Raw genomic sequence first — 25402 nt, forward strand, 5'->3', positions numbered from 1 at the left:
GGAACCACCTGATCCCATCCCGAACTCAGTAGTGAAACGATGCATCGCCGATGGTAGTGTGGGGTTTCCCCATGTGAGAGTAGGTCATCGTCAAGCGCCTATACCAAAACCCCAGATCATGAAAATGATCTGGGGTTTTACTTTGTGCCAAAGAAAAGTTTAGACCGCCAAGGTGTTGAGCGTTCGCAGATAGTGGTGGGGGCTGATGGTGGCCGAAAAGAGCGTCGACCAACCTACCAGAGCGTCAGGCAGAGTGTGCTAAGGCCGGGTGTTATCGGTTGCAACGCTGGATGGGTGGAGCGGTTGCCACTCCACCGGATAGTTAGTCGCCGCGATATTCGCAGCCACTGGTGCAGGTCTCATGAATGCGAATGCGCGAGAGTTCGGGCAGTAAGGGTTTCAATTCCTGCCAGATCCACTTCGCCAGCACTTCACTGGTTGGATTTTCAAGCCCCGCAATATCATTGAGGTAGTTGTGGTCGAGTTGCTCATAGAGCGGCTTGAAAATAGCTTTAATCTCAGAGAAGTCGCGAATCCAACCGGTATGGGGATCAACGTCGCCCTCGATGTAAACCGCAACCTTGAAGGAGTGTCCATGCAGGCGTCCGCACTTATGGCCGTCAGGTACGTGAGGAAGGCGGTGCGCCGCTTCAAACATGAACTCTTTAAACAATTCCACTGATCTACTCTCTACAGGACTTCTTCTGCGGCGCATGTCTGCATACCGCGTAACTGCAGTTATCTTAACAGTTTGCTGTGGTTCAGGGGCTGTCGCTGGATCGATGACAGGGTCATGCATTGCCTTGCATGACCCTGCGGTGCCCGTTATACGCGGAACTGCCCCAGTAAAGTGCCAAGCTGTTTGGCTAATTGACCGACATGCTCACTGGCTTTATTTGATTGTTGCGCGGCCAATGCATTGTCATGGGCAAGGCCCGCAGCCTGTGTGACATTCTGGTTGATGTCTTCCACCACATGAGACTGTTGCAGCGTTGCACTGGCGATTGATGCGTTGAGCCCCGTTATGTTTTTCAAGGCGTGGGCGATCTGGTCAAGGCTGCCACCGGCCAGACTCGCTTGCTCAATCGTCAGTTGCGATGCCTGACTGCTTTCATTGATAACTTTCACGGCTGCTTGTGAGTTGGTTTGCAGGCGTTCGGTCATGGTCTGGATTTCAGCGGTTGATTTCTGTGTACGCTGAGCCAATAGCCGGACTTCGTCTGCAACCACGGCAAAGCCTCGACCCTGTTCGCCAGCGCGGGCCGCCTCAATTGCGGCGTTAAGCGCCAGCAGGTTGGTTTGCTCGGCAATGGAGCGGATCACTTCCAGTACGCTGCCAATCTGAGTGCTTTCTTCGGCAAGTGTGTTCATTACGGTGACTGCATTGTCGATCATGGCTGACAGCTGTTCGATCTGCTGAAGGCTTGATTGAATGTTGCTCTGGCCTTGCGCGGCTTGCTGTTCGGCCGCTAGCACCTCAGAAGAGGCGTGTTCAGCATTCTTGGCTACGTCCTGTACAGCGTAGGTTACCTGGTTAATTGCCGTCGCCACCAACTCCATTTGTTGTGATTGTTGCTGGCTATGGTTATGGGCATCTGTGGCAACGCCGTCCAAGGATTGTGCTGCCTGCGTCAGCTCTGAGGCCGAGCCAAGTGACTGGCTGATAACCTGACGTAGCTTACCGGTAAACGCATTGAAGTGGCTGGCCAAGGCGGTCAGTTCATCATTGCCCTGAGTGTCCAGGCTACGCGTCAGGTCACTTTCACCACTGGCAATATTGGCCATGGCACTGACTGCCTGATTAAGCGGTTTTGAGATGCTGCGGGCAATAAGTACGACCACAAGGGTCATCAGCAACATCAAGGTCAGGCTGATGATCACCACGCGGGTAGCTTGTGTCGCAAACTCTTTTTGCAGGTCATCAACATAGACGCCTGAACCGATAATCCAGCCCCACGGCTGGAAAAGCTGCACGTAGGAAATCTTGGGTACTGGGTCGCTTGCCCCCGGCTTAGGCCACCGGTAGTCGACCTGTCCAGCGCCCTTGGCTTTGGCAATTGTGACCATTTCATTGAACAAAGCCTTGCCGTCAGGGTCTTTGAAGGTCGATAGATTCTGGCCTTCAAGTTTTGGATTGGTCGGGTGCATGATCATGGTTGGGGTCAGATCATTAACCCAGAAGTATTCGCTGGTGTCGTAGCGCAGACCTCGAATTATTGCCAGCGCCTGCTGTTGCGCCTCTTCGCGGTTAAGCGTGCCGGCGGTTTCAAGGTTATGGAAGTAGCTCAGGACGCCAGTGGCACTTTGTACAACGTGCTCGGTTTTCTCTGCCTTGCCCGCATACAAGTCACTGTGGATTTGCTTGAGCAATACGCCGCCCAGGGTCAGTAGCATGACGATTGCGACAATAAGGATCAGCCACAGACGGCGGCTGATGGGTAGGCTACGCAAGCTGCTCATAGGGAAACTCCTGATTGTTATTATGGGAGCTGGACTCTGTGGTCTTGGGCATTTCCCTATGCCAAGCATTGATGTACATCTAACAGCCTGATTAAACCTCAAGTAAGCAGCTGTAAAATGCTAATTCTCTGTTAGCATTTCGGCCCGAAACGCAGAAACCTGAGGGCTAACGGATAATTTGTTCGCCTTGACGGGGCCTTACTGGTCATGTCCAGGCAATAGCGGCAAAAATGGTTCAATAATTTAGTTTTGTGCGGCTACTAAACCCGTGCACATTGGGAGATCGGATGGACGTGTGGTTGGCCGTACAGGCTTTGATTTTAGGTGTGGTTGAAGGGATTACCGAGTTCTTGCCTGTGTCCAGTACGGGGCACCAGATTATCGTTGCAGACCTGATTGGTTTCGGCGGTGAGCGAGCCATGGCGTTTAATATCATCATCCAGCTTGGTGCCATCCTCGCGGTAGTTTGGGAGTACCGCCAGAAAATTCTGGATGTGGTGGTCGGGTTGCCTAAGGAGCAGGAAGCCCAGTTGTTTACCCGCAACCTGTTGATTGCATTTTTTCCGGCTGTGATTCTTGGGGTGTGCTTTGCCGACCTGATCCATGAATACCTGTTTAACCCGATCACCGTCGCTGCGGCGCTGGTAATCGGCGGTGTGATCATGCTCTGGGCTGAGCGTCGTAAGCATACCGTGCATGCTGAAACCGTTGATGACATGACGTGGAAGGACGCGCTGAAAATTGGGTTTGCTCAGTGTTTGGCAATGATTCCCGGCACTTCACGCTCAGGTGCAACCATTATCGGTGGCTTGCTATTTGGTCTGTCACGCAAAGCAGCCACCGAATTTTCATTCTTTCTGGCGATGCCAACCATGGTCGGAGCTGCGGTGTACTCAGGCTATAAATACCGAGATTTGTTTCAACCGGCTGACCTGCCAGTGTTTGCCATCGGCTTCGTCACCTCGTTTATATTCGCGATGATTGCAGTCCGAGCCTTACTCAAATTCATTGGTAATCACAGCTATGCAGTATTTGCATGGTATCGAATTGGGTTTGGCTTGTTGATTTTGGCAACCTGGCAGCTGCATTTGATTGATTGGAGCACCGCCCAAGGCTAAGTGGCGGGCGCTGACGCTTTACCATCAGTGGTGAGTCGTTTGATGAGTTCTAAAGACGTGACCCACTCGGTAACCTGCATCACCAAAGCGGTGGTGCAGCATTATCATCAGGCTTGGAAGGACTGCGACCTTGATGCGGTCATGGCGTTGTATCACCCGCAAATCGAGTACAACGACTTTTTCCAGAACAAGGCCTTTGACTTCAAACAACTGCGAGACTATGTTCGCGGCTCGATGCCGCTTGAGCCTCAAGAAGTACTCGAACACACCGATCGAATTCGCTTTGACGGGGATACCGCGTTTATTCAATACCGAATTACGTTACGTGGGGGGCCCGGGTTGGTTTCGTTTCGTTCAAGCGAGGCAATTACCGTTCGGGATGGATTGATCTGGCGGATCAATGAATATGCATCGTTGATCCATGAGCAACGTAGCGATCAGGCTAAGGCGGATAGTCGTCCAGCCACCAGTCGGCTTGGTTTGTCGGCGCGTCAACTCGGTATGCTGGCCTCGGACCTGCAAGAGTATTTCGCCAATACGCAACCCTACCTTGATCCTGGACTCAGCCTGCAGCAGGTTGCGCTCGCCACAGGTTACAGCCGCAACCAGATTTCTTATCTGCTAAATCAGGTGTTAGGCCAGAGTTTCTACCGCTATGTGAATCATCAGCGGCTGAAACACTTACTGCTCGCCATCGAGCAGTTTGAGCAGACCGCTAAAGTTGATGACCTGGTCTTCGCTGCAGGATTCAACTCCCTGTCAGCCTTTTACACCTGCTTTCGCCTGCATCTCGGCATGACCCCCAAAGCGTATCTGAAGCTGCCGGTTGAGGCGCAGAATGCGCTGCGCACTCTTGGCTAAGCGCCACTGCACAGAGTGCCTGCATTCTTGTAGGCTTTGGGTTTACTCAGGATGGCTGGCTAATCATGGAAGTCCGCGGCTCGATCAAAAGCTGGAATGATGACAAGGGTTTCGGTTTTATTCGCCCCGATCAGGGCGGACCTGAGGTCTTCGCTCATATTTCCGCCATGCGCGGTGATCGCAGGCCTGTTGCGGGAGATCAGGTGATGTACATCGCCAGCAAAGATGGCCAAGGCCGCTTACGCGCGGAGCACCTGCGTCTTGCGGGTGAGTTGTCAATCGATCAGCCGAAAATCCGCCGTAAGCCCCCTGTGTTAATCACCAGTTCTGCCAAGCGCAGACCATCGGCCAAACCACCACGGCGTAAGCTCTCAGCCCCTATACAACACTTGGTTGTTAAAGCCCTGATCTTCGCCGGCTTATGCATTCTGCCGTTGGTTGGCGGCGTGCAGTTGCTGTTGAAGGCCGGAATTATCTGGGTGCTGCTGGTTTACACGGTAATGAGCGTCGCCAGCTTTATGCAGTACTGGAGCGATAAAGCCAAAGCGATGACGGGCGCTTGGCGGATACCGGAAACGACCTTGCACCTGTTTGAATTATTCGGCGGGTGGCCAGGTGCATTGATCGCTCAGCAATGTTTTCGGCACAAGACCCGCAAAGGCTCATACCAGTTTGTATTTTGGTTGATCATCCTTGCCCATCAGTTGTTTTGGCTGGATTGGTTCGTCTTGGAGGGGCAGTACTTTGGCCATTTTATTCGTGCCTATTCACCCGGCTCATGGGGCCTGTCAGTCGATTAACAGGCCCAGCTGTTTACGTTTTGAAAGTTTGCCTGCCACTAACTGATGCGAGCGAGTGATGAGTTCGCGCAATTCGCTGTCGCTGACAGGTAGCTTTGTGCAGCTCATGCTGATCCAGCCAGCGCGTGCAAGGTAGGGAGCAGGGCGGATTCCGGGGCGGTCGACAAAGCCGAGAAACAGGTCTTTATCGACCTTGAATGCGAGGTTTTCGCCGAGAAAATTGAGGATCGCAAACATCTTGTTTTCAGCGATGGAGAACACCTGATTTTCGCCCCATTTATAGTCTTCACGGGCACCGGGCAATTGCAGGCAAAAGGCCGCGACTTGTTCGCGAGTCATTCAATCTTCCCCTGTGATGGCCACGCGCTAAGCGGTTGAACGTTTTTCAATACGCTTCAGCAGCAACGTTAGCAGCATACCTGAGAAGGCCATTACTGCGGCAACCATAAAGATCGCGCCGAAGCCAAAGTGCCCGGCAATTGCGCCCATAAGCGGGCCGGCGATGCCCAGCGATAAATCAAAGAACACGGCGTAAGCCCCCAACGCCGAGCTGCGACTGGCAGGCGGGATACGCGAGATGATCTCAACCCCAAGTGCTGGGTAAACCAGGGATAAACCAAAGCCGGTGAGGGCCGCGCCACACAAGGTGATCCAAGGCGTTGCTGCCAGCCAGACGAGCAGCAAGCCAATGGTCTCAATGATTAAACACACGGTTGCAACGCGATAACCGCCACGCTTTTTGATCGTACTGGAAAATAACAAGCGGGCAACAATAAAGGCGCCGCCAAAGGCACTCAGGCAATACGCAGCGTTATCCCAGCCGCGGCTGTCGTAATAAAGAGTGATAAAGGTGGCAAGGGTACCGAAGCCGATTGAGCCCAGTGCTAACGCCACACCGTTTGGCGCAACCTTCATGAACACCCGGCGAAAAGCCAGGCGCGTGCCGTGAATAATCGGCGCAGGCGTTTTAATGCGCGCCAGAAAGAACGCCGCGCCAGCTAATACCAGGGTTGTGCCGCCAATGCTCCAGAGACCGATGCTGGATGCCATCAGCACGCCCATGGGGGCGCCTAACGCAACTGCACCGTAGGAGGCAATGCCATTCCATGAAATCACCCGTGCGGTGTTGTCCGGACCGACCCTGCCGATGCCCCAACTGATTGAACCCGTGCCCACCAAACCTTGAGATACGCCAAGTATCACCCGGCCGATCAACAGCAAAATCAAGCTGGCCAGCGGATAGGCAACCAGGTAGGTGGCGAGGAGGGTCACGGCACCGCTTACCGAACAGCCTATAAGGCCATAAAGCACGCCCTGTTTGGCGCCCAAGCGGTCGGCAATGGAGCCGGACATGGGCCGGGTGAGCAGGGTCGAGAAGTATTGGGTACCAATCACTACCCCGGCCAGTATCGAACTATAGCCGAGATCATAGAGCACGTAACCGGGTAGTACCGCAAGCGGCAGGCCAATGCACAGAAAGCTGATAAAGGTAAAAAATACAATGGTCAGTATCTGCAGGGTAGAGGTATCTGCAGATGTTGGCGCGGTCGGCATTAGGCGGCCCAATATTGAAAAATGGCGGCTGAATAATGACTCATCATACAACTGAAAACAAAGCGTGCTAACGAATATTTTAGGTCCAGTGCTAAAGGCGATGCGTTCATCATCCTTTGCGCGGATGCGATCGACATCGCACAACCTATGCCGCCAGTGTAATGTGCTCGATGTGTAGACCAATCTGCTTTTATTTATGGAGCAATATCCATGTCGTTGTCCATGTACCAAGCAAGTGTTCCGGTTTTTGTGCGTATGTTGAGCAATCTCGATGCGATTCTCGATAAGGCCATAACCCACGCAGAGGCTTCAGGTTTCGATTCGGTCATATTGGTCAATGCCCGCCTTGCGCCGGACATGTATGCGCTGTCTCGACAAATTCAAATTGCCACAGATGCCGCTAAAGGCTGCGTAGCGCGATTGGCCGGTGTTGATGTGCCCAGCTATGCCGACACCGAGGCCAGTATTGCCGAACTGAAAGAGCGCATTGCCAAGACTTCCGCTTTTGTTCAGTCATTCAAGGCGGAGCAGATTGATGGCAGCGAAGAGAAAACCATCAACATCAAGTTACCGTCGAGGGAGTTGAGCTTCAGCGGGCAGATGTTTTTGCTGCATTTTGCGTTGCCTAATTTCTACTTTCACATCAGCACCTGCTACGCAATCTTACGCCACAATGGGGTGAAAATCGGAAAAATGGACTACCTCGGCGCGGTCTGACGCTCACCGATAGGCTGCAGGCTGGCCAGGGTCTTGGCTAGCTTGCTAAGGAGGGCGAGGGTCCAATGAACCTGTTAAAAGCTCAACTGCTGGAGGCCATAGCTGCACTGCCGGGCATGGAAGTGGTGGTCTGGCAGGAGCGATCCGATGGTTTCACTACGCTGAACTATCGCAGCAAGGAAATCGCCCATTTTCATGGGGAAAATGAACTTGATCTGGCGCTGGGTAAATCGCGCATCAAAGAGCAGGGCTTGAAGCATTTTGCCGACTCAGTCAGGCACCCGAAACGAGGTCCTTCGTCGGCTCATATCGAGTTGCGTTTCAATAGCCCCGAGGATGTTGATGAGGTGGTGCGTCTGATCAAGGTGGCAATCAGCGACCGCAAGAAGTAACCGCTGCACAGGAGTGACTGAGCAGCGGTTGGAATGCCCGGTTAATCGCGACGATGAACTGACTGGCCCGCCGCGAAGGTTTCTTTGACGGCGCGGTCATCACCGAGAATGGTCAAGGCGAACAGCTTTTCTTCCAAAGATTTGGCTTGCTGCATGCGGTAATCAATCAGTGGCGTTGCCTTGTAGTCGAGCACGATGAAGTCGGCGTCTTTGCCGCTCTCAAAGTTACCGATCTTGTCGTCCAGATACAGTGCATTGGCGCTGCCCAGCGTTGCCAGATAAAGCGATTTGAATGGGTCCAGTTTTTTGCCTTGCAACTGCATGATCTTGTAAGCCTCATTCAGCGATTGCAGTTGCGAGAAGCTAGTGCCACCACCGACGTCTGTACCCAAGCCAACGCGAACGCCGTGTTGCTCAAGCTTTTTCAGGTCAAACAAACCGCTGCCGAGGAACAGGTTGGACGTGGGGCAGAAGGCAATTGCCGAGCCGGTTTCGCTTAGACGTTTGCACTCCTCGTCGCACAGGTGCACACCATGGGCAAAGACCGAACGTGCACCGATCAATTTGTAGTGATCGTAAACGTCCAGATAACCCTTGCGCTCAGGGAACAGGGCTTTGACCCATTCGATTTCCTTGAGGTTTTCCGACAGGTGCGTGTGCATATAGAGATCGGGAAACTCGTGGTAAAGCTTGCCTGCAAGCTCAAGCTGCTCTGGCGTGCTGGTCGGGGCAAAACGTGGGGTCACTGCATAATGCAGGCGGCCTTTACCGTGCCAGCGCTCAATCAGCTCTTTGCTGTCTGCGTAGCCTGATTCTGCGGTATCCGTGAGGTAGTCTGGCGCGTTGCGGTCCATCAGCACCTTGCCAGCGATCATGCGCAGGTTCAGCGCTTCACTGGCTTCAAACAAGGCATCAACCGATTGCTTGTGCACACTGGCGAACACCAGGGCTGTGGTCGTGCCGTTGCGTAGCAGTTCCTTGAGGAAGATACCGGCAACGTCCGCCGCGTGGGCTTTGTCTGCAAACTGCTTTTCAGTGGGGAAGGTGTAAGTGTTGAGCCAATCGAGCAACTGCTCGCCGTAGGAGGCGATCATGCCGGTTTGTGGGTAGTGAATATGAGTGTCGATAAAACCGGGAGTGATCAAGGCGTCGCGGTATTCTGTGACCTCGATCCCGTTAAGCGTGCCAAGCAAATCATCGGCATGGCCGACCTTAACGATGCGTCCGTCGTCAACGATTAGGATACCGTCCTCGAAATACTCATAAGATTGCTCGATACCCACCACTGCGGGGTCGGCAAGGCTGTGCAGTATGGAGGCGCGGTAAGCTTTTGCAGGGCTGGACATAATATTCTCGGCAGTCTGTTTGTCAGCCGCTATCCGCCGGCGTTGCGGGCAGATAGCGTTAGGATTAAGGGTGTTTCAAGCTTGGTTACGGCGTGAAGCCGGCAATAACTGGGCGATAGGCTCGGCTGATTTACGCTGTTTTTGCTCGCCAAAATGGGCGTTGTAAGTGGCGATGATTTCGCCCGCAATCGACACCGCGATTTCGATGGGTAATTTGCCTTTGACCTCGCCCAATCCCATAGGACAGCGCATGCGCTGAACCACTTCGGGCGTAAAGCCACGGTCGCGCAAGCGGTGTTCGAACTTGGCCCGCTTGGTTTTAGAGCCGATGAGACCGTAATAGGCAAAATCATCGCGCTTCAGAATCGCGGCGGTCAGCTCAAGGTCGAGCTGATGGTTGTGGGTCATGACGATGTAGTAACTGCCGGCGGGCATGTTATCAACTTCATCGACCACTTCATCATTGACGATTTTTTCAGCGCCAACTGGAATCTGTTCTGGAAATTCGGCTTCTCGCGAATCGACCCACCGCACCTTGCATGGCAAGCTGGCAAGCAAAGGCACCAGAGCACGGCCAACATGACCGGCCCCGAAGACTACTATTTGCGCCTGTGGGCGGCCCATTGGTTCAAATAACAGCACCGTTGCTCCGCCGCAACATTGGCCCAGGCTTGCGCCTAGATTGAACCGTTCCAAGCGGGTGGATTGGGTGCCGCTTTCGAGCATCTCGCGGGCCATTTCCATGGCTTTGTATTCAAGATGGCCGCCACCGATGGTCTGGTAGATTCGCTCAGCCGTGACCACCATTTTCGAACCCGAGTTGCGCGGTGTTGAACCACGCTCATCGATGATGGTGACCAACACGCAAGGCAAGCCTTGTTCTTGAAGTTCGGCGAGGGTGCTGATCCAGCTCATTTTCGCAGCCTCCAGCTGTGTAAAGGTTTGGCTGGGCGCGACAAGCACCAGTCAGCAACTTTAGGTTGCTCGACAACAGTGCTCAATGACTCCAGCACAAACAGCGGTGGCACCTGATGAGCAGGGGCCTTGGCTGTTTCAGTTAAATTGTCGGTGTTATTTGTCATTGTTGTTCACCATTGAGAAAACTGAACGGCGCAGCATCGCGCCGTTCATTGCGCCCGTTTAGACAGGCTCTACAGCCTCACGCACAAGGGACTCGGCCGGTTGCAGGTGTTTTTTCATCTGTTCAACCCCCCAGAGCACACGCTCCGGGGTAGCTGGCGCATCGATATCAGGCTGCATGCGATAGTCGGCCAGGCTGGCGACCGCATCTTTAATCGCGCACCACACCGCAATACCCAGCATAAACGGTGGCTCACCGACAGCTTTGGAGTGGAACACCGTGTCTTCCGGGTTCTTGCGGTTCTCGACCAGTTTTACCCGTAGGTCAAGCGGCATGTCGGCAATGGCTGGAATCTTGTAGCTCGCTGGACCATTGGTCATCAGCTTGCCTTTGCCATTCCAGACCAACTCTTCCATGGTGAGCCAGCCCAAGCCCTGAACGAATGCACCTTCAACCTGACCAATGTCGATTGCCGGGTTGAGTGATGCACCTACATCGTGAAGGATGTCGCTGCGCAGCATTTTGTATTCGCCGGTGAGGGTATCGACTATCACTTCCGAGCATGCAGCGCCGTAAGCGAAGTAGTAGAACGGACGGCCAGCGGCTTTGTCGCGATCGTAGAAAATCTTCGGTGTGCGATAAAAACCCGTGCTAGACAGTGAAACCTGGGCGAAGTAGGCCTGTTGGATCAGCTGGTCGAAGCCAATGAACTGATCGCGCACGCGCACCTGGCCGCTGCGGAATTCGATGTCTTCAGCGCTGACTTTATGCTCGCGAACCAGAAACTCGATCAAGCGTTGCTTGATGGTTTCAGCAGCATTCTGCGCGGCTTTACCGTTTAGGTCGGTGCCGCTGGAAGCCGCAGTAGGTGAAGTGTTGGGCACTTTGTCGGTATTGGTCGCGGTAATCTGGATACGCGAAATATCGACTTGGAACACCTCAGCCACAATCTGCGCGACTTTGGTGTTGAGGCCTTGGCCCATCTCGGTGCCGCCATGATTGAGATGGATACTGCCGTCGGTATAAATGTGGACCAGCGCGCCGGCCTGGTTGAGGAAGGTGGCGGTGAAGCTGATGCCAAACTTAACGGGCGTAAGTGCCAGGCCTTTTTTCAGCACAGGGCTCTTGGCATTGAACTGACGAATTTCTTCGCGACGTTTGCTGTAATCACTGCTGGCTTCAAGGTCGCTGGTCATCTCGGCCAGCATGTTGTGCTCGACCGTTTGGTAGTAATGGGTGATGTTGCGATCTTCTTTGCCGTAGTAATTAACCTTGCGCACTTCAAGCGGGTCTTTACCCAGTGCGCGGGCAATGTGATCCATCACCTGCTCGATCGCGACCATGCCTTGCGGGCCGCCAAAGCCCCGGTAAGCGGTGTTCGATGCGGTGTTGGTTTTGCAGCGGTGACCATTGATGGTCGCATTACCCAAGAAGTAGGCGTTGTCGGAGTGGAACATCGCGCGGTCGACAATAGAGCCCGACAAGTCGGGTGAATACCCACAGTTGCCAGCGAGTTCAAGCTGGATGCCGTGAAGCAAGCCGTTGTCGTCGTAACCGACATCATATTCAACATAGAACGGGTGGCGCTTGCCGGTCATCTGCATGTCTTCAACACGCGGTAAACGCATCTTGGTTGGACGGCCCGTGAGGTGTGCAACCACGGCGCACAAGCAGGCAGGGCCTGCGGCCTGGGTTTCCTTACCGCCGAAACCACCGCCCATGCGGCGCATATCGATAACGATTTTATGCATCGCAACCCCAAGCACTTCAGCCACCAGCTTTTGCACTTCAGTGGCGTTCTGCGTTGAGGTGTAGACAATCATCCCGCCGTCTTCAGTGGGCATCACTGAAGAGATCTGCGTTTCCAGGTAGAAGTGTTCCTGGCCGCCGATGTGCAGGCTGCCTTGCAAGCGATTAGGGGCGGTGGCCAATGCGCCCGCTGAGTCACCGATTTTGTGCTGATGGCTGTCGAGCACGAAATGCTTTTTACGTAGCGCCTCCACCACATCCAGCACCGGCTCAAGGTCTTCGTATTCGATAATCGCCGCCATTGCTGCTTTGCGTGCGGTTTCCAGGCTGTTGGCGGCAACAGCCAACACCACTTGACCGACGAACTCGACTTTTCCGTCGGCGAGCAATGGATCTCCCGCCACGACCGGGCCTATGTCCAGTTGACCGGGTACATCTTTGCTGGTGATAGCAATGGCTACACCGGGGATTTCATAGCAAGGCGCGGTATCGATCTTGATGATGCGTGCGTGGGCACGATCGCTCATACGCGCATAAATATGCAGCTGGTTGGGGAATTCCAAACGGTCATCGACGTAAGTGGCTTCGCCGGAAACGTGTTTGTCAGCGCTTTCGTGTTTAACGCTGCGGCCCACCCCGGTGGTGAGGTCGGCGCGGAATAGCTCAGCCAGTTCGGCCTGTGTTTTTGCAACGATGTGATTAGACATATGCAGTCACCCGCGTCTCAACTTCTGGAGCTTGCATTTCAAGGAAGAACTTACGCAACAGGTTCTGTGCAATAAGCAGTCGGTATTCCTTGCTGGCGCGGAAGTCGCTCAGTGGCGTGAAATCCTCAGCCAAAGCCGTGCAGGCTTGTTCGATAACGCCTGGGTACCAAGCAGCGCCGTTGAGTGCGGCTTCACAGGCTGCGGCACGCTTGGGAATCGCGGCCATGCCTCCGAAGGCAATACGCGCATTTTGCACCACACCGTCCGCCACTTCGATATTGAAGGCGGCGCAAACGGCTGAAATGTCATCGTCTAGTCGTTTAGACACTTTATAGGCGCGAAATGCTCGGTTGGCTTGGGCACGAGGCACGATTATCTTCTCGATAAACTCGGCTTCCTGGCGTGCAGTGACCTTGTAATCAATAAAATAGTCTTCGATCGGCAGCGTGCGCGACTCGTTGCCTTTGCGCAGGACAATCTGCGCACCCAGCGCAATAAGCAGCGGCGGGGCGTCGCCAATCGGCGAGGCGTTACCAATGTTGCCGCCCAAGGTGCCCTGGTTGCGAATTTGCAACGAGGCAAAGCGGTGCAGCAGTTCACCAAAGTCCGGGTAGTCCTTGGCCAGCGCTGAGTAGCAATCGCTCAGGGCTGTAGCTGCGCCAATCTCGATAGTGTCGTCGGTGACTTCAACGCGCTTCATTGACTCAATGTGGCCGACATAGATCATCACTGGCAGTTCACGGTGGAACTGGGTGACTTCCAGAGCCAAGTCAGTGCCACCGGCGAGCAAGCGGGCTTCCGGGTTGGCGGCATAGATATCAGCCAGGTCCGCTACGGTCAGCGGCAGCAGGCAGCGTTTATCGCCACTGTTGAGTTCAGCGGTATCGATCGGGGCGATGGTTTTCAGTTGGGCAATGGTTTGCGCTTCAGCCATGTCGAACTGGTCCGGCTGTTTCTGGCAGCAGGCTTGTTCAGCAGCATCAATAATCGGGCGGTAGCCGGTGCAGCGGCACAGATTGCCCGCCAGGGCTTCGAGGGTTTCGGCCTTGTTGTAGCCGCTGCTGTTTTTCTGCAGGGCAAATAACGACATGACAAAGCCTGGGGTGCAAAACCCACATTGCGAGCCGTGGCAATCAACCATGGCCTGTTGCACGCTGTGCAGTTGGCCTTGGTGCTTGAGGTCTTCAACGCTGATCAATTGTTTGCCATGCAGCGAGGAGACAAACGTCAGGCAGGAATTAAGGGTGCGATAGCGAACCCGCTCGCGCCCATCACGAATCTCCAGTTCGCCGACTACAACGGTGCATGCGCCACAGTCACCAGAGGCACAACCTTCTTTAGTACCGGGTTTGCCAAGGTGCTCACGCAAGTAATTAAGCACGGTGACGTTGGGGTCGAGTTGCTGCTCAGTACGCAGCTCCCGGTTGAGTAAAAACTGGATCAAGGAAGACCTCCAGGCATTTTATTGTTGTCTATGAGCGGCTGTTCACTGGATTCACGCTGGCTGATGAGAGGCAGGTGTATTCCAGACGTCGCGCTTTGTACTAAATCTAGAGATTTCTGACTTTTGGGTCAACTAATATTTGACCACTTAGTCAATCAATTTTCATGCCGTTCGGTTATTAGGGTTCGATGCAGCAGGCGGCGAACACCTGAGGCTCGAAGCACAGAGGATTAAGTGCTTTGAATTGGTGCATGTATAGTCCGATTTGAGCCGCAGCGGGTCGCGACTGGGCGCACAGTGCCTGTGTTACACTTTCACGACTTGCGGATTGATCTTGGTGACCCTCTCTGGTGGTTTCTATAGCGCCTTGTGAAGGCGTTGAGCGCGCTTGAGTCCGCATGACGATCGTCATCGAAAAATCGTTGCAAAGCACCCTTAGGTTTTAAGGAAAAACATGACCTTCAAGGCCCCGGATAGCCTCGCCGAACAGATTGCGCTGCATTTATCAGAACGTATTATTCGCGGCGAGTTGCGGGCGGGCGAGCGCATTCAAGAGCAAAAAGTTACTCAGCTTCTGAATGTCAGTCGGGGTTCAGTGCGTGAAGCCTTGCTCATACTGGAACGGCGCCACCTGATTATTATCCAGCCACGACGTGGCGCGCAGGTGACCGAACTCACGGCGCATAATGTTAAAAGTCTGTACGCTTTAGTGGTTGAGCTCTACGGCCTGCTGGCCTGCACGGTTGCACGGGGCTGGCGTACACAAGCTGAGTTAGCGCCTTTTTTGGCTATTCAGAAGCGCCTTGCCAGCAACTTCGAGCAGGATGACATTAATGCTTTTGTCGATAACAGCTTCGACATCATGCGCGCGGCCTATGGATTTTCGAATAACCCTTACCTACAAGACACGGTAGAAAACCTGTTGCCAGCCATTAGTCGCACCTATTATCTGGCATTTGAGCGGCGCCGTAGTGAAATGGGGCAGTTCATCAATACCTTCACACTGCTGTTGCAAGCGATCATAGAGCGCGATGAGAATCAGGCACGCGAAGTGCTTAAAGGCTACTGCGCACATAATTCTAAACTGGTGCTGGCAGCATTAGCTGAACGCTAAGGAACGCTTTGCATGCGTCTGAAGTCGATAAAACTCGCAGGTTTCAAATCATTCGTTGACCCTACCACCGTATCCTTTCCGAGCAATATGGCGGCGGTTGTTGGTCCGAATGGCTGTGGCAAATCGAATATTATCGATGCCGTTCGCTGGGTAATGGGCGAGAGTTCGGCGAAAAACCTTCGTGGCGAGTCGATGACCGATGTCATTTTCAACGGCTCCAATACGCGCAAGCCTGTGACACAGGCTTCTATTGAACTGATTTTCGATAATTCCGACTCGACCTTAGTGGGTGAATACGCGGGCTATGCGGAAATTTCGATTCGTCGCCGGGTGACTCGCGACAGCCAAAATACCTACTTCCTCAATGGCACCAAGTGCCGGCGTCGCGACATTACCGATATCTTTCTGGGCACAGGGTTGGGGCCGCGCAGCTACTCGATTATCGAGCAGGGCATGATCTCAAAGTTGATCGAGGCCAAGCCCGAAGACTTGCGCAACTTCATTGAAGAAGCAGCCGGTATTTCCAAGTACAAGGAGCGCCGCCGTGAGACTGAGAATCGGATCCGTCGCACCCATGAAAACCTTGCGCGCCTGACGGACCTGCGCGAAGAGCTTGAACGTCAACTTGAACGCCTGCACCGTCAGGCTCAAGCGGCCGAGAAGTATCAAGAATACAAGGCCGAAGAGCGTCAGCTTAAAGCCCAGCTAACGGCCTTGCGCTGGCAAGCCCTGAACGAGCAGGTGGGTCAGCGCGAATCCATTATCCGTGATCAGGAAGTGGGCTTTGAGGCGCTGGTTGCTGAGCAGCGCAATGCCGATGCCAGTATCGAGCGCTTCCGTGATGGTCACCATGAATTGTCTGAGCAGTTCAATCTGGTGCAAGGGCGTTTTTACTCAGTAGGCGGCGATATTGCCCGAGTCGAACAAAGTATCCAGCATGGCCAACAGCGTGTGCGGCAATTGCAGGATGACCTCAACGAGGCCGAGCGTTCACGTCTGGAAACTGAATCCCATTTAGGCCACGACAGCACCTTGGCTGCCACCCTCGGCGAGGAGTTGGCACAGCTTGAACCTGAGCAGGCGTTGACTGCCGCTGCGGCTGAAGAGTCGGCTGCTACGCTCGATCTGGCTGAAACCGCGATGCAGGGCTGGCAGGAGCAATGGGATGGATTTAACCAAAGCTCTGCCGAGCCACGTCGCCAAGCCGAAGTGCAACAGTCGCGAATACAACAGTTGGAGCAGAGCCTTGAGCGGTTGGGTGAGCGTCAGCGACGTCTTACTGATGAGTTGCAGCAGTTGGCCGCTGACCCTGAAGACGCGGCGATTCTGGATCTGGGCGAGCAGGTTGCGGTTAGCGAATTAAGCATTGATGAGTTGCAAGTCGCAGAGGCCGAGCAAGGTGAGCGTTTGCAACAGTTGCGCGGCGAGCTGGATCAAGCGGGGCAGGCGCAACAGCAGTCTCAAGGTGAGTTGCAACGGCTGCAGGGTCGACTGGCTTCATTGGAGGCATTGCAGCAGGCGGCGTTAGAGCCAGGGCAGGGCGCAGCCGAATGGCTGAGTCAGCAGCAACTGCTCAATCGCCCTCGCTTGGCTGAAGAACTGCGGGTTGAAAGTGGTTGGGAGCTGGCAGTCGAAACCGTGCTCGGGGCCGATCTCCAGGCGGTGCTGCTTGATGACGCCGTCAGCCTCGATCAGCTGGACTTTTCCGGGTTTGAACAAGGTAATCTGCACCTGCTGAGTCCTGGGGTCAATGGTCAGCGCGTTGCCGGTAGTTTGCTGGATAAAGTTGAGTCAGCCCTTGATTTATCGCCCTGGTTGGGCAGTGTTCGTCCGGTTGCAAGCCTTGATCAGGCGCTGGCCTTGCGCAGCAGTCTGGGCAGTGGTGAAAGCCTGATTAGTCGGGATGGTTATTGGGTCGGCAAACATTTTTTGCGTGTGCGTCGCGCCAGTGAGGCAGAAGGCAGCGTATTGGAGCGCGGGCAGGAGCTTGAACAACTTCGCCTCGAATGTGAAGAGCGTGAGGCGGCTTCAGGGGTGCTCGAAGAGCGCCTGCTGAGCTTGCGCGAGCAGCAGCGTGAATATGAAGACCACCGCGAGCAACAGCGGCGCCAGTTGCACGACCAGTCGCGGCGTTTGGGTGAGCTCAAGGCGCAGTTGTCCGCGAGCCAAGCCAAGGCTGAGCAACTGCTGCTGCGTCGCCAGCGGCTCGATACCGAATTGGCCGAGTTATCGGGCCAGCGCCAGTTGGAGCAAGAACAGCTCGGTGAGTCGCGACTGCAATTGCAGGAGGCGCTTGATGCTATGGAGCAGGACAACGAACAGCGCGAAACCTTGCTCGCCAGCCGTGATCAGTTGCGCGAACAGCTTGACAGAGTCCGCCATGATGCCCGTCAGCACAAGGATCATGCTCATCAGTTGGCCGTGCGCCTGGGCTCATTGCGCGCCCAACATGACTCCACGCGCCAGGCCCTTGAGCGCTTGCAGCAGCAGTCTGAACGTCTGCATGAGCGGCGCGAGCAGCTCAACCTCAATCTTGAAGAGGGGGCGGCGCCGCTCGAAGAGTTGCGCATAAAGCTCGAAGAATTACTCGACAGGCGAATGGGCGTCGAAGATGAGTTAAAGCTGGCGCGCTTGACCCTTGAAGACGCTGACCGGCAGTTGCGCGATGCTGAGAAGCGCCGAACTCAAGCCGAGCAGCAGTCCCAGCTGTTGCGTGGCCAGCTAGAGCAGCAGCGTATGGAATGGCAGTCGCTGACTGTTCGGCGCAAGGCCTTGCACGATCAACTCGTCGAAGACAATTACGATCTGCACGGCGTGCTGGCGACGTTGCCGAACGAATCCAGTGAAAAATCGTGGGAAGAAGAGTTGGAGCGCATGGCGGCGCGAATTCAGCGCCTCGGGCCGATCAACCTCGCCGCGATTGATGAGTATCAACAACAATCTGAGCGTAAGCGTTATCTAGATGCTCAGGATGCCGATTTGGTCGAAGCCTTGGATACCCTGGAAAACGTGATTCGCAAGATTGACCGCGAAACGCGCAATCGCTTCAAGGAAACCTTCGATCAAATAAATGGCGGTTTACAGGCGTTATTTCCAAAGGTTTTTGGTGGCGGCACAGCTTATTTGGAACTCACAGGCGAAGATCTACTCGATACTGGTGTAACAATCATGGCGAGGCCGCCTGGCAAGAAGAACAGCACCATCCATTTGCTCTCCGGTGGAGAGAAGGCATTGACTGCGTTAGCGCTGGTTTTTGCCATCTTTCAGCTCAATCCAGCACCTTTTTGTATGCTCGATGAAGTGGATGCGCCCTTGGATGATGCCAACGTTGGACGCTATGCACGCCTGGTTAAAGAAATGTCCGAGAAAGTGCAGTTTATTTACATCACCCACAACAAGATTGCCATGGAAATGGCCGATCAGTTGATGGGGGTGACGATGCATGAGCCGGGCTGCTCAAGATTGGTAACGGTGGATGTGGAAGAGGCTTTGGCGATGGTGGATGCTTAGTCGATGGGTCGGGTTTTAAGCGAAATGTTGCAGTTAAGTTGATTAATAGGTGTTTTTTTCACCTTTTCATCGTTTTAGCCTACTGTTGTAGTGACTCGTCAGCAGTGTAAAGTAACCATTCGTCGTGTTAACTTAATACCCACTTTTTTTACGCGTGGAAAATGCCAGTGAGAACAGGGAGTTGGCATCACGTTTTTGAGTTAACGGGCGCGTCTGAAGGCGTCCGCTGTGTATATTAATTGTCATTAGGGGTTAAGGTATTTCATGGAATTCGGTCTACGTGAGTGGCTGATTGTTATCGGCATTATTGTGATTACTGGCATCTTGTTCGATGGCTGGCGCCGAATGCGTGGCGGTAAAGGTAAGTTAAAGTTCAAACTTGATCGAAACCTGTCTAACTTGCCCGATGATGACGGCGATCCTGAGTTATTGAGCCCTGCACGTGTAATTGATAAACAGCATCAGGAGCCCTCTCTTGATGAGCATGACCTACCGTCCATGAGCGCCCGTGAGCCGAGCCGCCGGCGTAACAATGAGCCGCAGCAAGGTGACCTCAATCTGGACACAGACGAGCCCGTACCCACGCTGCTCAACCCAGTGGACGACGCGCCTAGGTCAGCCAAGTCGACGACGGCCACTGCCAGCGAGCAAGGCCCCGTTGATGAGGTGTTGGTCATTAACGTGATTTCCCGCGACGACAACGGCTTCAAAGGCCCTGCGTTGCTACAGAATATTCTTGAAAGCGGTTTGCGCTTCGGTGAGATGGATATCTTCCATCGGCACGAAAGCATGGCCGGTAATGGTGAAGTGTTGTTCTCGATGGCCAATGCCCTCAAGCCTGGCACCTTCGACCTGGATGATATTGAAGGCTTCAGCACTCGCGCTGTTAGCTTCTTCCTTGGCCTGCCGGGGCCGCGTCATCCTAAGCAAGCATTTGATGTAATGGTGGCCGCTGCACGCAAACTCGCCCATGAACTGAACGGTGAACTCAAAGATGATCAGCGCAGTGTAATGACCGCGCAGACTATCGAGCATTATCGTCAGCGTATTGTCGAGTTTGAGCGTCGTCAGCTGACCACCAAGCGTTAAGCCCACGATTATCAGAAAGCAGCTTACAGACTGCGTGAAAACGTCACGAGCGAAAGCAAGACAAGGCAAAAAAAGGCGAAAAAGCGGAGTTTAGTGGTCCTAAATGAGCATTTTTCGCTTTTTTTAACGCCGTATTGCCGAGCGCAGTAGTTTTCCCTCGGTCTGTTTGGCTGCTTTCTGCGTTTCAGAGAGACCTCCATGACAGACGCCGCCCAACGTATCCTGCAGCTCCGTGCCGAGCTGGATCAGCACAATTACCGTTATCACGTGCTCGATGAACCGAGCATCCCGGATGCTGAGTACGATCGCCTGTTTCATGAGCTTAAAGCCCTTGAGGCGCAGAATCCCCATTTAGTCACCCCGGACTCGCCCACTCAGCGAGTTGGTAGCTTGGCGCTGTCCGCCTTTGGCGAGGTTAAACATGAAGTGCCCATGCTCAGCTTGGGTAACGCCTTCGAAGCCACTGACCTCGAGGACTTTGATCGCAGGGTTCGTGAGGGGTTAGATCTGCCCGCCGATGATCTATTCGGTGCAGCACAAGACGTCGAATACAGCTGTGAGCCCAAACTCGACGGCCTCGCAGTGAGTCTTCTTTATCAAAACGGCATGCTGGTGCGCGGCGCTACCCGCGGTGATGGCAGTACCGGTGAAGACATCAGTATCAACGTGCGCACCATCCGCAATGTGCCGCTGAAGCTGCAAGGTAAAGGCTGGCCGCAGGTGCTTGAAGTGCGTGGCGAAGTGTTTATGTCCAAAGCTGGATTTGAGGCGCTTAACGCAAGGCAATTGGAGCAAGGCGCTAAGATTTTTGCCAACCCGCGCAATGCCGCTGCTGGCAGCCTGCGCCAACTGGACTCGAAAATTACTGCCAGTCGCCCGTTGGAGTTTTGCTGCTACGGTATTGGTCAGGTACAGGGCGATTTGCCGGAAACCCATATTGGCATTTTGCAGGCGCTGAAAGGCTGGGGGATGCCCATCAGTCGCGAGCTGAAGCTGGCCAAAGGCGTGCAAGCCTGTCTCGACTACTATCGCGACATTGGTGAGCGTCGCGCCGACTTGGCCTATGAAATTGACGGCGTCGTGTTCAAGGTCAATAGCCTCGCCCAGCAGCGCGAGCTGGGTTTCAGGGCGCGTGAGCCGCGGTGGGCAATCGCCCATAAGTTTCCTGCGTTGGAAGAACTTACCGAGCTGCTCGCAGTGGAGTTTCAGGTGGGGCGTACCGGTGCTGTCACACCTGTTGCCCGGTTGAAACCGGTGAAGGTAGCCGGGGTAACCGTGTCGAATGCGACGCTGCACAATATGGATGAAGTCGCCAGGCTTGGCTTGGTAATTGGCGACAGCGTGATCATCCGCCGCGCAGGCGATGTGATTCCGCAAGTGGTGCAAGTGGTGAGTGAACGACGACCCGATTGGAGCAGCGACGAGCTGGAGCAGCGCCGGGTCAAAGTGCCCGAACAGTGCCCGGTGTGCGGTTCTGCAGTCGAGCGTACGCAACTGGTCAAGCGCAGCAAAGGTAAGGAGTCCTTCGTTGATGGCTCCATCTACCGCTGCGTCGGTCGCCTGGCCTGTGGTGCTCAACTGAAGCAGGCGATCATCCACTTTGTCTCGCGCCGAGCGATGGATATTGAAGGCTTGGGTGAGAAGAGCGTTGAGCAACTGGTCGACGAGGGGCTGGTCAACTCCCCAGCAGACCTTTACACCCTGACCTTTGAGCAGGTGGTTGGGCTCGAGGGCTTTGCTGAGCTTTCGAGTAATAACCTGATTGAATCGATTAAGCAAAGCTGCAAGCCGACGCTAGCGCGCTTTATCTACGCGTTGGGTATTCCTGATGTGGGTGAGGAGACTGCCAAGCTGCTAGCGCGTGCTCTGGGCTCACTGACTCGCATCATGCAGGCATTGCCTGAGGTGCTGACCTACTTGCCTGATGTCGGGCTTGAAGTTGCCCATGAGATCCACAGCTTCTTTGCCGATGCGCACAATAAGACGGTCATCAGCCAACTGCTTGATCGGGGTATCGAGCTACAAGAGCAAGGTGATCTGCATCCAGAGTTTGCGGCCAGCACCACGTTGGCCGGTTTTATCGCCAAGTTGAATATCGCCTTTATTGCCGCCACAGGTTCTGAGCGGCTCGCCAGTAAATTTGGCTCTGTGCGGGGCATTATCGACGCGGACTGGCTGGATGTGCGCCAGGTTGAACGGCTCAACGAAAAGGCGGCGAAGTCCTTGCGCGAGTTCTTTGATAATCCGGAAAACGCACGACGTGCCCTGGATATCGAGGCCCAGTTGCGTGAGTTTGGCATGCACTGGGAGAGCGAGAGAAAACAGCTGGAAGGCTTGCCGCTAGCAGGTCAAACCTGGGTGCTAACCGGTAGTCTTGAGTTGATGAGTCGTGATGTCGCCAAAGATAAGCTTGAGGCGTTGGGCGCCAAAGTCGCCGGTTCTGTTTCAGCCAAAACCAGCTGTGTGGTTGCCGGGCCCGGTGCGGGCTCGAAGTTGGCAAAGGCTAACGACTTGGGTTTGAAAGTGCTGGATGAGGATGCTTTTGTGGCGGTGCTGGCCGGCTACGGCGTAGCGGGTCAGGCAGAGTAACCGCTCAAGTATTCAGGCGAATCGACTTGAGCGGTGCATCGCGCGGGCCAACTGCTTGGTGGGGCCTCGCCGACTCTCTGTGATGCCTAGTTGATAGCGTCTGTCAGTGCCTTGGCTGGCACATATTTGACGACTTTCTTGGCAGCAATTTCGATGGCCTTACCCGTTTGAGGGTTGCGCCCGGTACGTGCTGGACGTGCAGTCACTTTCAGCTTGCCAATGCCAGGAAGAGTGATTTCGTCACCATTTTCCAGGGCGTCGCTAACGATTTCGCTTAACTGGTCAAGCGCGGCGCGTACGGTGGTCTTAGGGGTGTCGATGGCTTCGGCGATATCACTGATCAATTGGTCTTTGGTCATAGCCATGTTGTAGCTCCTTGGTTAATTGAGGGCGCTTGTCGTGCCCACGCAGGTGAGTGCGTTTTGAGTCGCAGGTAGTATATATAGGCTGTTGCCTAAAGAGAGCGACCTGTTTCTGACTCGCGCTTCGACAAGAAATTCCGTTGAATATGCATTTGCATGATTAATAGTTGCAACGAAGGTGCGATGTGCCGGTTTGGCGTACGGCGGCTAGTCAGCGCCAACATTTCTGGTTAATGCACAATAGCTCGCTGACCCTTGGGGCCGGAGGCACGTGACTTAAATGCATTGTGCTGAGCATGCCGGGGCTAGCATCTGCTGTTTGCACCCTCCAGACCGTGATGTATATCAATTGATCAGCAATGGGGCCTGTGGCGCCTGTGGCGCCTGTGCAATTGCGAGGCGGTATATCTTGGTCTTAGGTTTTAAATGCCAGCTGATCCGGCTTGCCCTTGGTCAGGGGCTATTTTCATCGCTAAGTGCTTGAACCGGTTGTAACTTTAATTCATCCCGGTACAATGGCGCGGCTCGCTTCTGGCGAGCAGCGTGATGGTGGTCCTGCCGGTCCCCCCGCAACGATTACCCGTGAACCTGGTCAGATCCGGAAGGAAGCAGCCACAGCGGGAACATTGTGTGCCGGGGTGTGGCTGGTGGGACCGCCTCCAATCTCTAAGCCCTTAAATTCTCGGGGTTTTAGCCAGTCATACGCGCTCCCAGCGCTGCAGTGCTCCGCTGCAATCGATACTGTCCCACCCACCCAGCAAATACCCCAGATTGTGTTCTCTGTTCTCTGTTCTCTGTTCTCTGTTCTCTGTTCTCTGTTCTCTGTTCTCTGTTCTCGCATCCTCGCACTTCACGCTGTTTGTCTGCGCGTCGCGTATGCGGGCCGTACGTAAGTCAGGTGTCGGCATGACGCTATTCTGAGAGCCTCGACGCTACTTGGGGGAGGGCGAGGTTGCAGGGTTGCCTAAAGGAATAGCTGTGTAGCAAAGGGGTGTATGAACGACAAAACCATCAACTGGTTGGCGGGTCTATTTATTGGCCTAGGAAGCGGCTTTATGGTCACGGGCTTGGCAGCGCTAATACTAGGTGATCAAAGCAAGCCTTTGACATATACGACAGGCGCTGCAGTGTTAGCAGTGAGCTTCTTCTTAATAGTTGCTTCTTACGTTGCAGCAATGCAGGGGATAAACAGATGATTGTGCTAAGCATTGGACTCTGGGCAGCAGGCGTCATCGGGCTTGTGTGTATCGCTATTTACAGGGGGCGCAGCCGGGAAGCTGGCAGAGCTACTGATGGCGCCGTCGGCGTAAGCAGCCGGTTTACTGCTTCTACAGGCAGTCTGGTAACGAAGTTCAAGGGGGTCGACTCGATGGGCGTGCCTTACCGCGATCAAACAGGGCGCTTCAAAGTGATCAGGGCTCGCAAGCGCTCGCCACTCTCAGGCGCTGTTGCCACTCAATTCGGTGTATTGAAGCCGTTTGCAAGGGCGGAGAAAAACGCCTAGACCACGATATTTCTCTGGGGCATCGAGCATTACTGAGCGCCCAGTCACGAAACTCTTGTCATAAAAAAAGCCCCGCAATGAACGATTGCGGGGCTTTTCTATATCAGCGGGCACTAGGCAATGCGGTAGCTGAGGACGCTGTCCTGTTCTTTCAGGGCTTTGCGCATTTCCGCTGGGATCGAGCCGGAGCGCACGGCCAGTTCCAAGCGGATTTCTTCCAGACTTTGCGCAAAACTCTCGGTATCGTTGAGTTGATCTGCACTGAGCACGCGGCTGTAAACGGTGGTTTCAGTTTCATCAAGCAGTGCAAGAACAATGCTACCGTCAGGGCGGGGCGAGCTAAAAGTCGTGCGCAATGGGGCAAACAGGTTCTCGACGTTCGACTGAATAGTGTTATCCATTACTATATTCCATCCTAAGTGGTGATTCAGTTGGACGCGAGTTTACCGGCAAAGTTCGCACTTTGCCGGTTGAATTCCAGTAATTTTGCCGCAAGCATGCTTAAAAACGCTGCTCAAGCGTCGGGCTAGACGCTTTTTGTCTGTCCATCTGATTAGCGGTGCTAACGCCTTGTACGGTGCCTATGAGCTATGCGGCGAGTGACTCGCGGGCGCGTTCAATTACTTGCTGTAAACGCTCGCCATTGTATTGGCCTGGATACAGACGCTGGCTGTGCTTGGCAATGCCAGCCTGATTGACAATGGTAAAGCTGAAGCTGCCTTTGCGGGCTGCGAGAATGCGGCAATCAAACGGCGCAAATGCGCTTGATAGGGTGCGAATGGCATCCTGAATTTGAGTATGTGTATTCATTTTTCTGGGTGTTTCCTAAAACTACATGCGCATCATTGCGCGGATAAAGCTCCAACATCCGGCCCAGTTTAGGCTGGCGGTCTTAATGTAATCGGAGCGAAGTTGCGCGATTAAGTTCCACGCGCCAAAGGGCACGCGGTGGTTCAATCGGGTCTGTACTTCGGAGGCAGGCGAGCATCATCGCTTAAGCGTGGC

21 protein-coding genes, 1 rRNA gene, 1 other RNA gene and 1 pseudogene are annotated in these 25402 nt (G+C 54.3%); 12 read left to right on the plus strand and 12 right to left on the minus strand.

Translation table 11 applies throughout. The features are described 5' to 3' along the window. A 5S ribosomal RNA gene (gene rrf / locus AACY09_RS19875) occupies window positions 1-96 on the plus strand; the annotation flags it as partial. Window positions 97-322: 226 nt separating this feature from the next. On the opposite strand, the gene queD is transcribed toward rrf, so the two are convergent. The 3 genes and pseudogenes from queD to AACY09_RS22105 form a co-directional block, all read right to left on the minus strand. Further along, on the minus strand, window positions 323-679 hold the full coding sequence (gene queD / locus AACY09_RS19880; RefSeq protein ID WP_339490518.1) for a 6-carboxytetrahydropterin synthase QueD: 357 nt from the start codon (window positions 677-679) through the stop codon (window positions 323-325). A 146-nt stretch (window positions 680-825) separates the two neighbouring features. After that, window positions 826-1560, minus strand: coding sequence for a methyl-accepting chemotaxis protein (locus AACY09_RS22100; protein ID WP_445323901.1), 735 nt, complete (start codon window positions 1558-1560; stop codon window positions 826-828). A gap of 120 nt (window positions 1561-1680) precedes the next feature. Then, window positions 1681-2529: pseudogene (locus tag AACY09_RS22105) on the minus strand (cache domain-containing protein); the annotation flags it as partial. Window positions 2530-2747: 218 nt separating this feature from the next. Between AACY09_RS22105 and AACY09_RS19890 the strand changes: the two are divergent. The 3 genes from AACY09_RS19890 to AACY09_RS19900 all read left to right on the plus strand — a co-directional run bounded on the left by AACY09_RS19890 (window position 2748) and on the right by AACY09_RS19900 (window position 5239). After that, on the plus strand, window positions 2748-3578 hold the full coding sequence (locus AACY09_RS19890) for an undecaprenyl-diphosphate phosphatase (protein ID WP_339490521.1): 831 nt from the start codon (window positions 2748-2750) through the stop codon (window positions 3576-3578). A 42-nt stretch (window positions 3579-3620) separates the two neighbouring features. Continuing rightward, the gene (locus AACY09_RS19895) at window positions 3621-4439 is read left to right on the plus strand and encodes an AraC family transcriptional regulator (RefSeq protein ID WP_339490522.1); all 819 of its coding nucleotides are present in this window, start codon (window positions 3621-3623) and stop codon (window positions 4437-4439) included. Between the two features lie 65 nt (window positions 4440-4504). Further along, window positions 4505-5239: a DUF1294 domain-containing protein gene (locus AACY09_RS19900; protein WP_339490524.1), complete on the plus strand. Its 735-nt coding sequence runs from the start codon at window positions 4505-4507 to the stop codon at window positions 5237-5239. On the opposite strand, the gene AACY09_RS19905 is transcribed toward AACY09_RS19900, so the two are convergent. Both AACY09_RS19905 and AACY09_RS19910 read right to left on the minus strand, forming a co-directional pair. Continuing rightward, entirely contained in the window at window positions 5228-5578 is a 351-nt protein-coding gene (locus AACY09_RS19905; protein ID WP_339490526.1) for an MmcQ/YjbR family DNA-binding protein, read from the minus strand. The two genes, AACY09_RS19900 and AACY09_RS19905, sit on opposite strands and share 12 nt — an antisense overlap. Window positions 5579-5605: 27 nt before the next feature. Next, window positions 5606-6793, minus strand: a complete 1188-nt coding sequence (locus AACY09_RS19910; protein ID WP_339490528.1) for an MFS transporter — start codon at window positions 6791-6793, stop codon at window positions 5606-5608. 210 nt (window positions 6794-7003) lie between these two features. On the opposite strand from AACY09_RS19910, the gene AACY09_RS19915 reads away from it, so the two are divergent. Further along, window positions 7004-7510, plus strand: coding sequence for a DUF1993 domain-containing protein (locus tag AACY09_RS19915; protein ID WP_339490529.1), 507 nt, complete (start codon window positions 7004-7006; stop codon window positions 7508-7510). A gap of 65 nt (window positions 7511-7575) precedes the next feature. Then, a complete protein-coding gene (locus tag AACY09_RS19920) occupies window positions 7576-7902 on the plus strand; it encodes a luciferase domain-containing protein (RefSeq protein WP_339490531.1) in 327 nt (108 codons plus the stop codon). 41 nt (window positions 7903-7943) lie between these two features. Here AACY09_RS19920 and guaD read toward each other — a convergent pair whose 3' ends face one another. The 4 genes from guaD to xdhA all read right to left on the minus strand — a co-directional run bounded on the left by guaD (window position 7944) and on the right by xdhA (window position 14229). Next, window positions 7944-9248, minus strand: coding sequence for a guanine deaminase (gene guaD / locus AACY09_RS19925; RefSeq protein WP_339490532.1), 1305 nt, complete (start codon window positions 9246-9248; stop codon window positions 7944-7946). A 75-nt stretch (window positions 9249-9323) separates the two neighbouring features. Continuing rightward, window positions 9324-10163 carry a xanthine dehydrogenase accessory protein XdhC gene (gene xdhC, locus AACY09_RS19930; protein WP_339490533.1) on the minus strand — a complete coding sequence of 280 codons (840 nt, stop codon included), beginning with the start codon at window positions 10161-10163 and terminating at the stop codon, window positions 9324-9326. A 225-nt stretch (window positions 10164-10388) separates the two neighbouring features. Then, window positions 10389-12785 carry a xanthine dehydrogenase molybdopterin binding subunit gene (gene xdhB, locus AACY09_RS19935; RefSeq protein ID WP_339490534.1) on the minus strand — a complete coding sequence of 799 codons (2397 nt, stop codon included), beginning with the start codon at window positions 12783-12785 and terminating at the stop codon, window positions 10389-10391. Beyond that, window positions 12778-14229, minus strand: a complete 1452-nt coding sequence (gene xdhA, locus AACY09_RS19940) for a xanthine dehydrogenase small subunit (protein ID WP_339490535.1) — start codon at window positions 14227-14229, stop codon at window positions 12778-12780. Before xdhA ends, xdhB begins: the two co-directional genes overlap by 8 nt. A 454-nt stretch (window positions 14230-14683) precedes the next feature. Between xdhA and AACY09_RS19945 the strand changes: the two genes are divergently transcribed. The 4 genes from AACY09_RS19945 (at window position 14684) to ligA (ending at window position 22531) form a co-directional block, all read left to right on the plus strand. After that, window positions 14684-15343 (plus strand): GntR family transcriptional regulator, encoded by a 660-nt coding sequence (locus tag AACY09_RS19945; RefSeq protein WP_339490536.1) that lies wholly within the window; start codon window positions 14684-14686, stop codon window positions 15341-15343. Between the two features lie 12 nt (window positions 15344-15355). Next, window positions 15356-18853: a chromosome segregation protein SMC gene (smc, locus tag AACY09_RS19950; RefSeq protein WP_339490537.1), complete on the plus strand. Its 3498-nt coding sequence runs from the start codon at window positions 15356-15358 to the stop codon at window positions 18851-18853. A gap of 264 nt (window positions 18854-19117) precedes the next feature. Continuing rightward, on the plus strand, window positions 19118-19942 hold the full coding sequence (zipA, locus tag AACY09_RS19955; RefSeq protein ID WP_339490540.1) for a cell division protein ZipA: 825 nt from the start codon (window positions 19118-19120) through the stop codon (window positions 19940-19942). 198 nt (window positions 19943-20140) lie between these two features. Next, complete coding sequence (gene ligA, locus AACY09_RS19960) at window positions 20141-22531, plus strand: NAD-dependent DNA ligase LigA (protein ID WP_339490542.1); 2391 nt, start codon at window positions 20141-20143, stop codon at window positions 22529-22531. Between the two features lie 86 nt (window positions 22532-22617). Here the strand turns inward: ligA and AACY09_RS19965 are convergent, their stop codons facing one another. Further along, a complete protein-coding gene (locus AACY09_RS19965; RefSeq protein WP_010490267.1) occupies window positions 22618-22896 on the minus strand; it encodes an HU family DNA-binding protein in 279 nt (92 codons plus the stop codon). 553 nt (window positions 22897-23449) lie between these two features. Between AACY09_RS19965 and ffs the strand changes: the two genes are divergently transcribed. Next, window positions 23450-23546, plus strand: an RNA gene (ffs, locus tag AACY09_RS19970) — signal recognition particle sRNA small type. A gap of 342 nt (window positions 23547-23888) precedes the next feature. Further along, window positions 23889-24089: a hypothetical protein gene (locus AACY09_RS19975; RefSeq protein WP_339490544.1), complete on the plus strand. Its 201-nt coding sequence runs from the start codon at window positions 23889-23891 to the stop codon at window positions 24087-24089. A 421-nt stretch (window positions 24090-24510) separates the two neighbouring features. On the opposite strand, the gene AACY09_RS19980 is transcribed toward AACY09_RS19975, so the two are convergent. Both AACY09_RS19980 and AACY09_RS19985 read right to left on the minus strand, forming a co-directional pair. Next, window positions 24511-24798: a DUF3509 domain-containing protein gene (locus tag AACY09_RS19980; RefSeq protein ID WP_339490545.1), complete on the minus strand. Its 288-nt coding sequence runs from the start codon at window positions 24796-24798 to the stop codon at window positions 24511-24513. A 187-nt stretch (window positions 24799-24985) separates the two neighbouring features. Further along, complete coding sequence (locus AACY09_RS19985; protein ID WP_339490547.1) at window positions 24986-25207, minus strand: hypothetical protein; 222 nt, start codon at window positions 25205-25207, stop codon at window positions 24986-24988. Window positions 25208-25402 lie beyond the last annotated feature (195 nt).

The organism is Pseudomonas sp. EL_65y_Pfl2_R95 (assembly GCF_963971045.1).
Lineage (GTDB): Bacteria > Pseudomonadota > Gammaproteobacteria > Pseudomonadales > Pseudomonadaceae > Aquipseudomonas.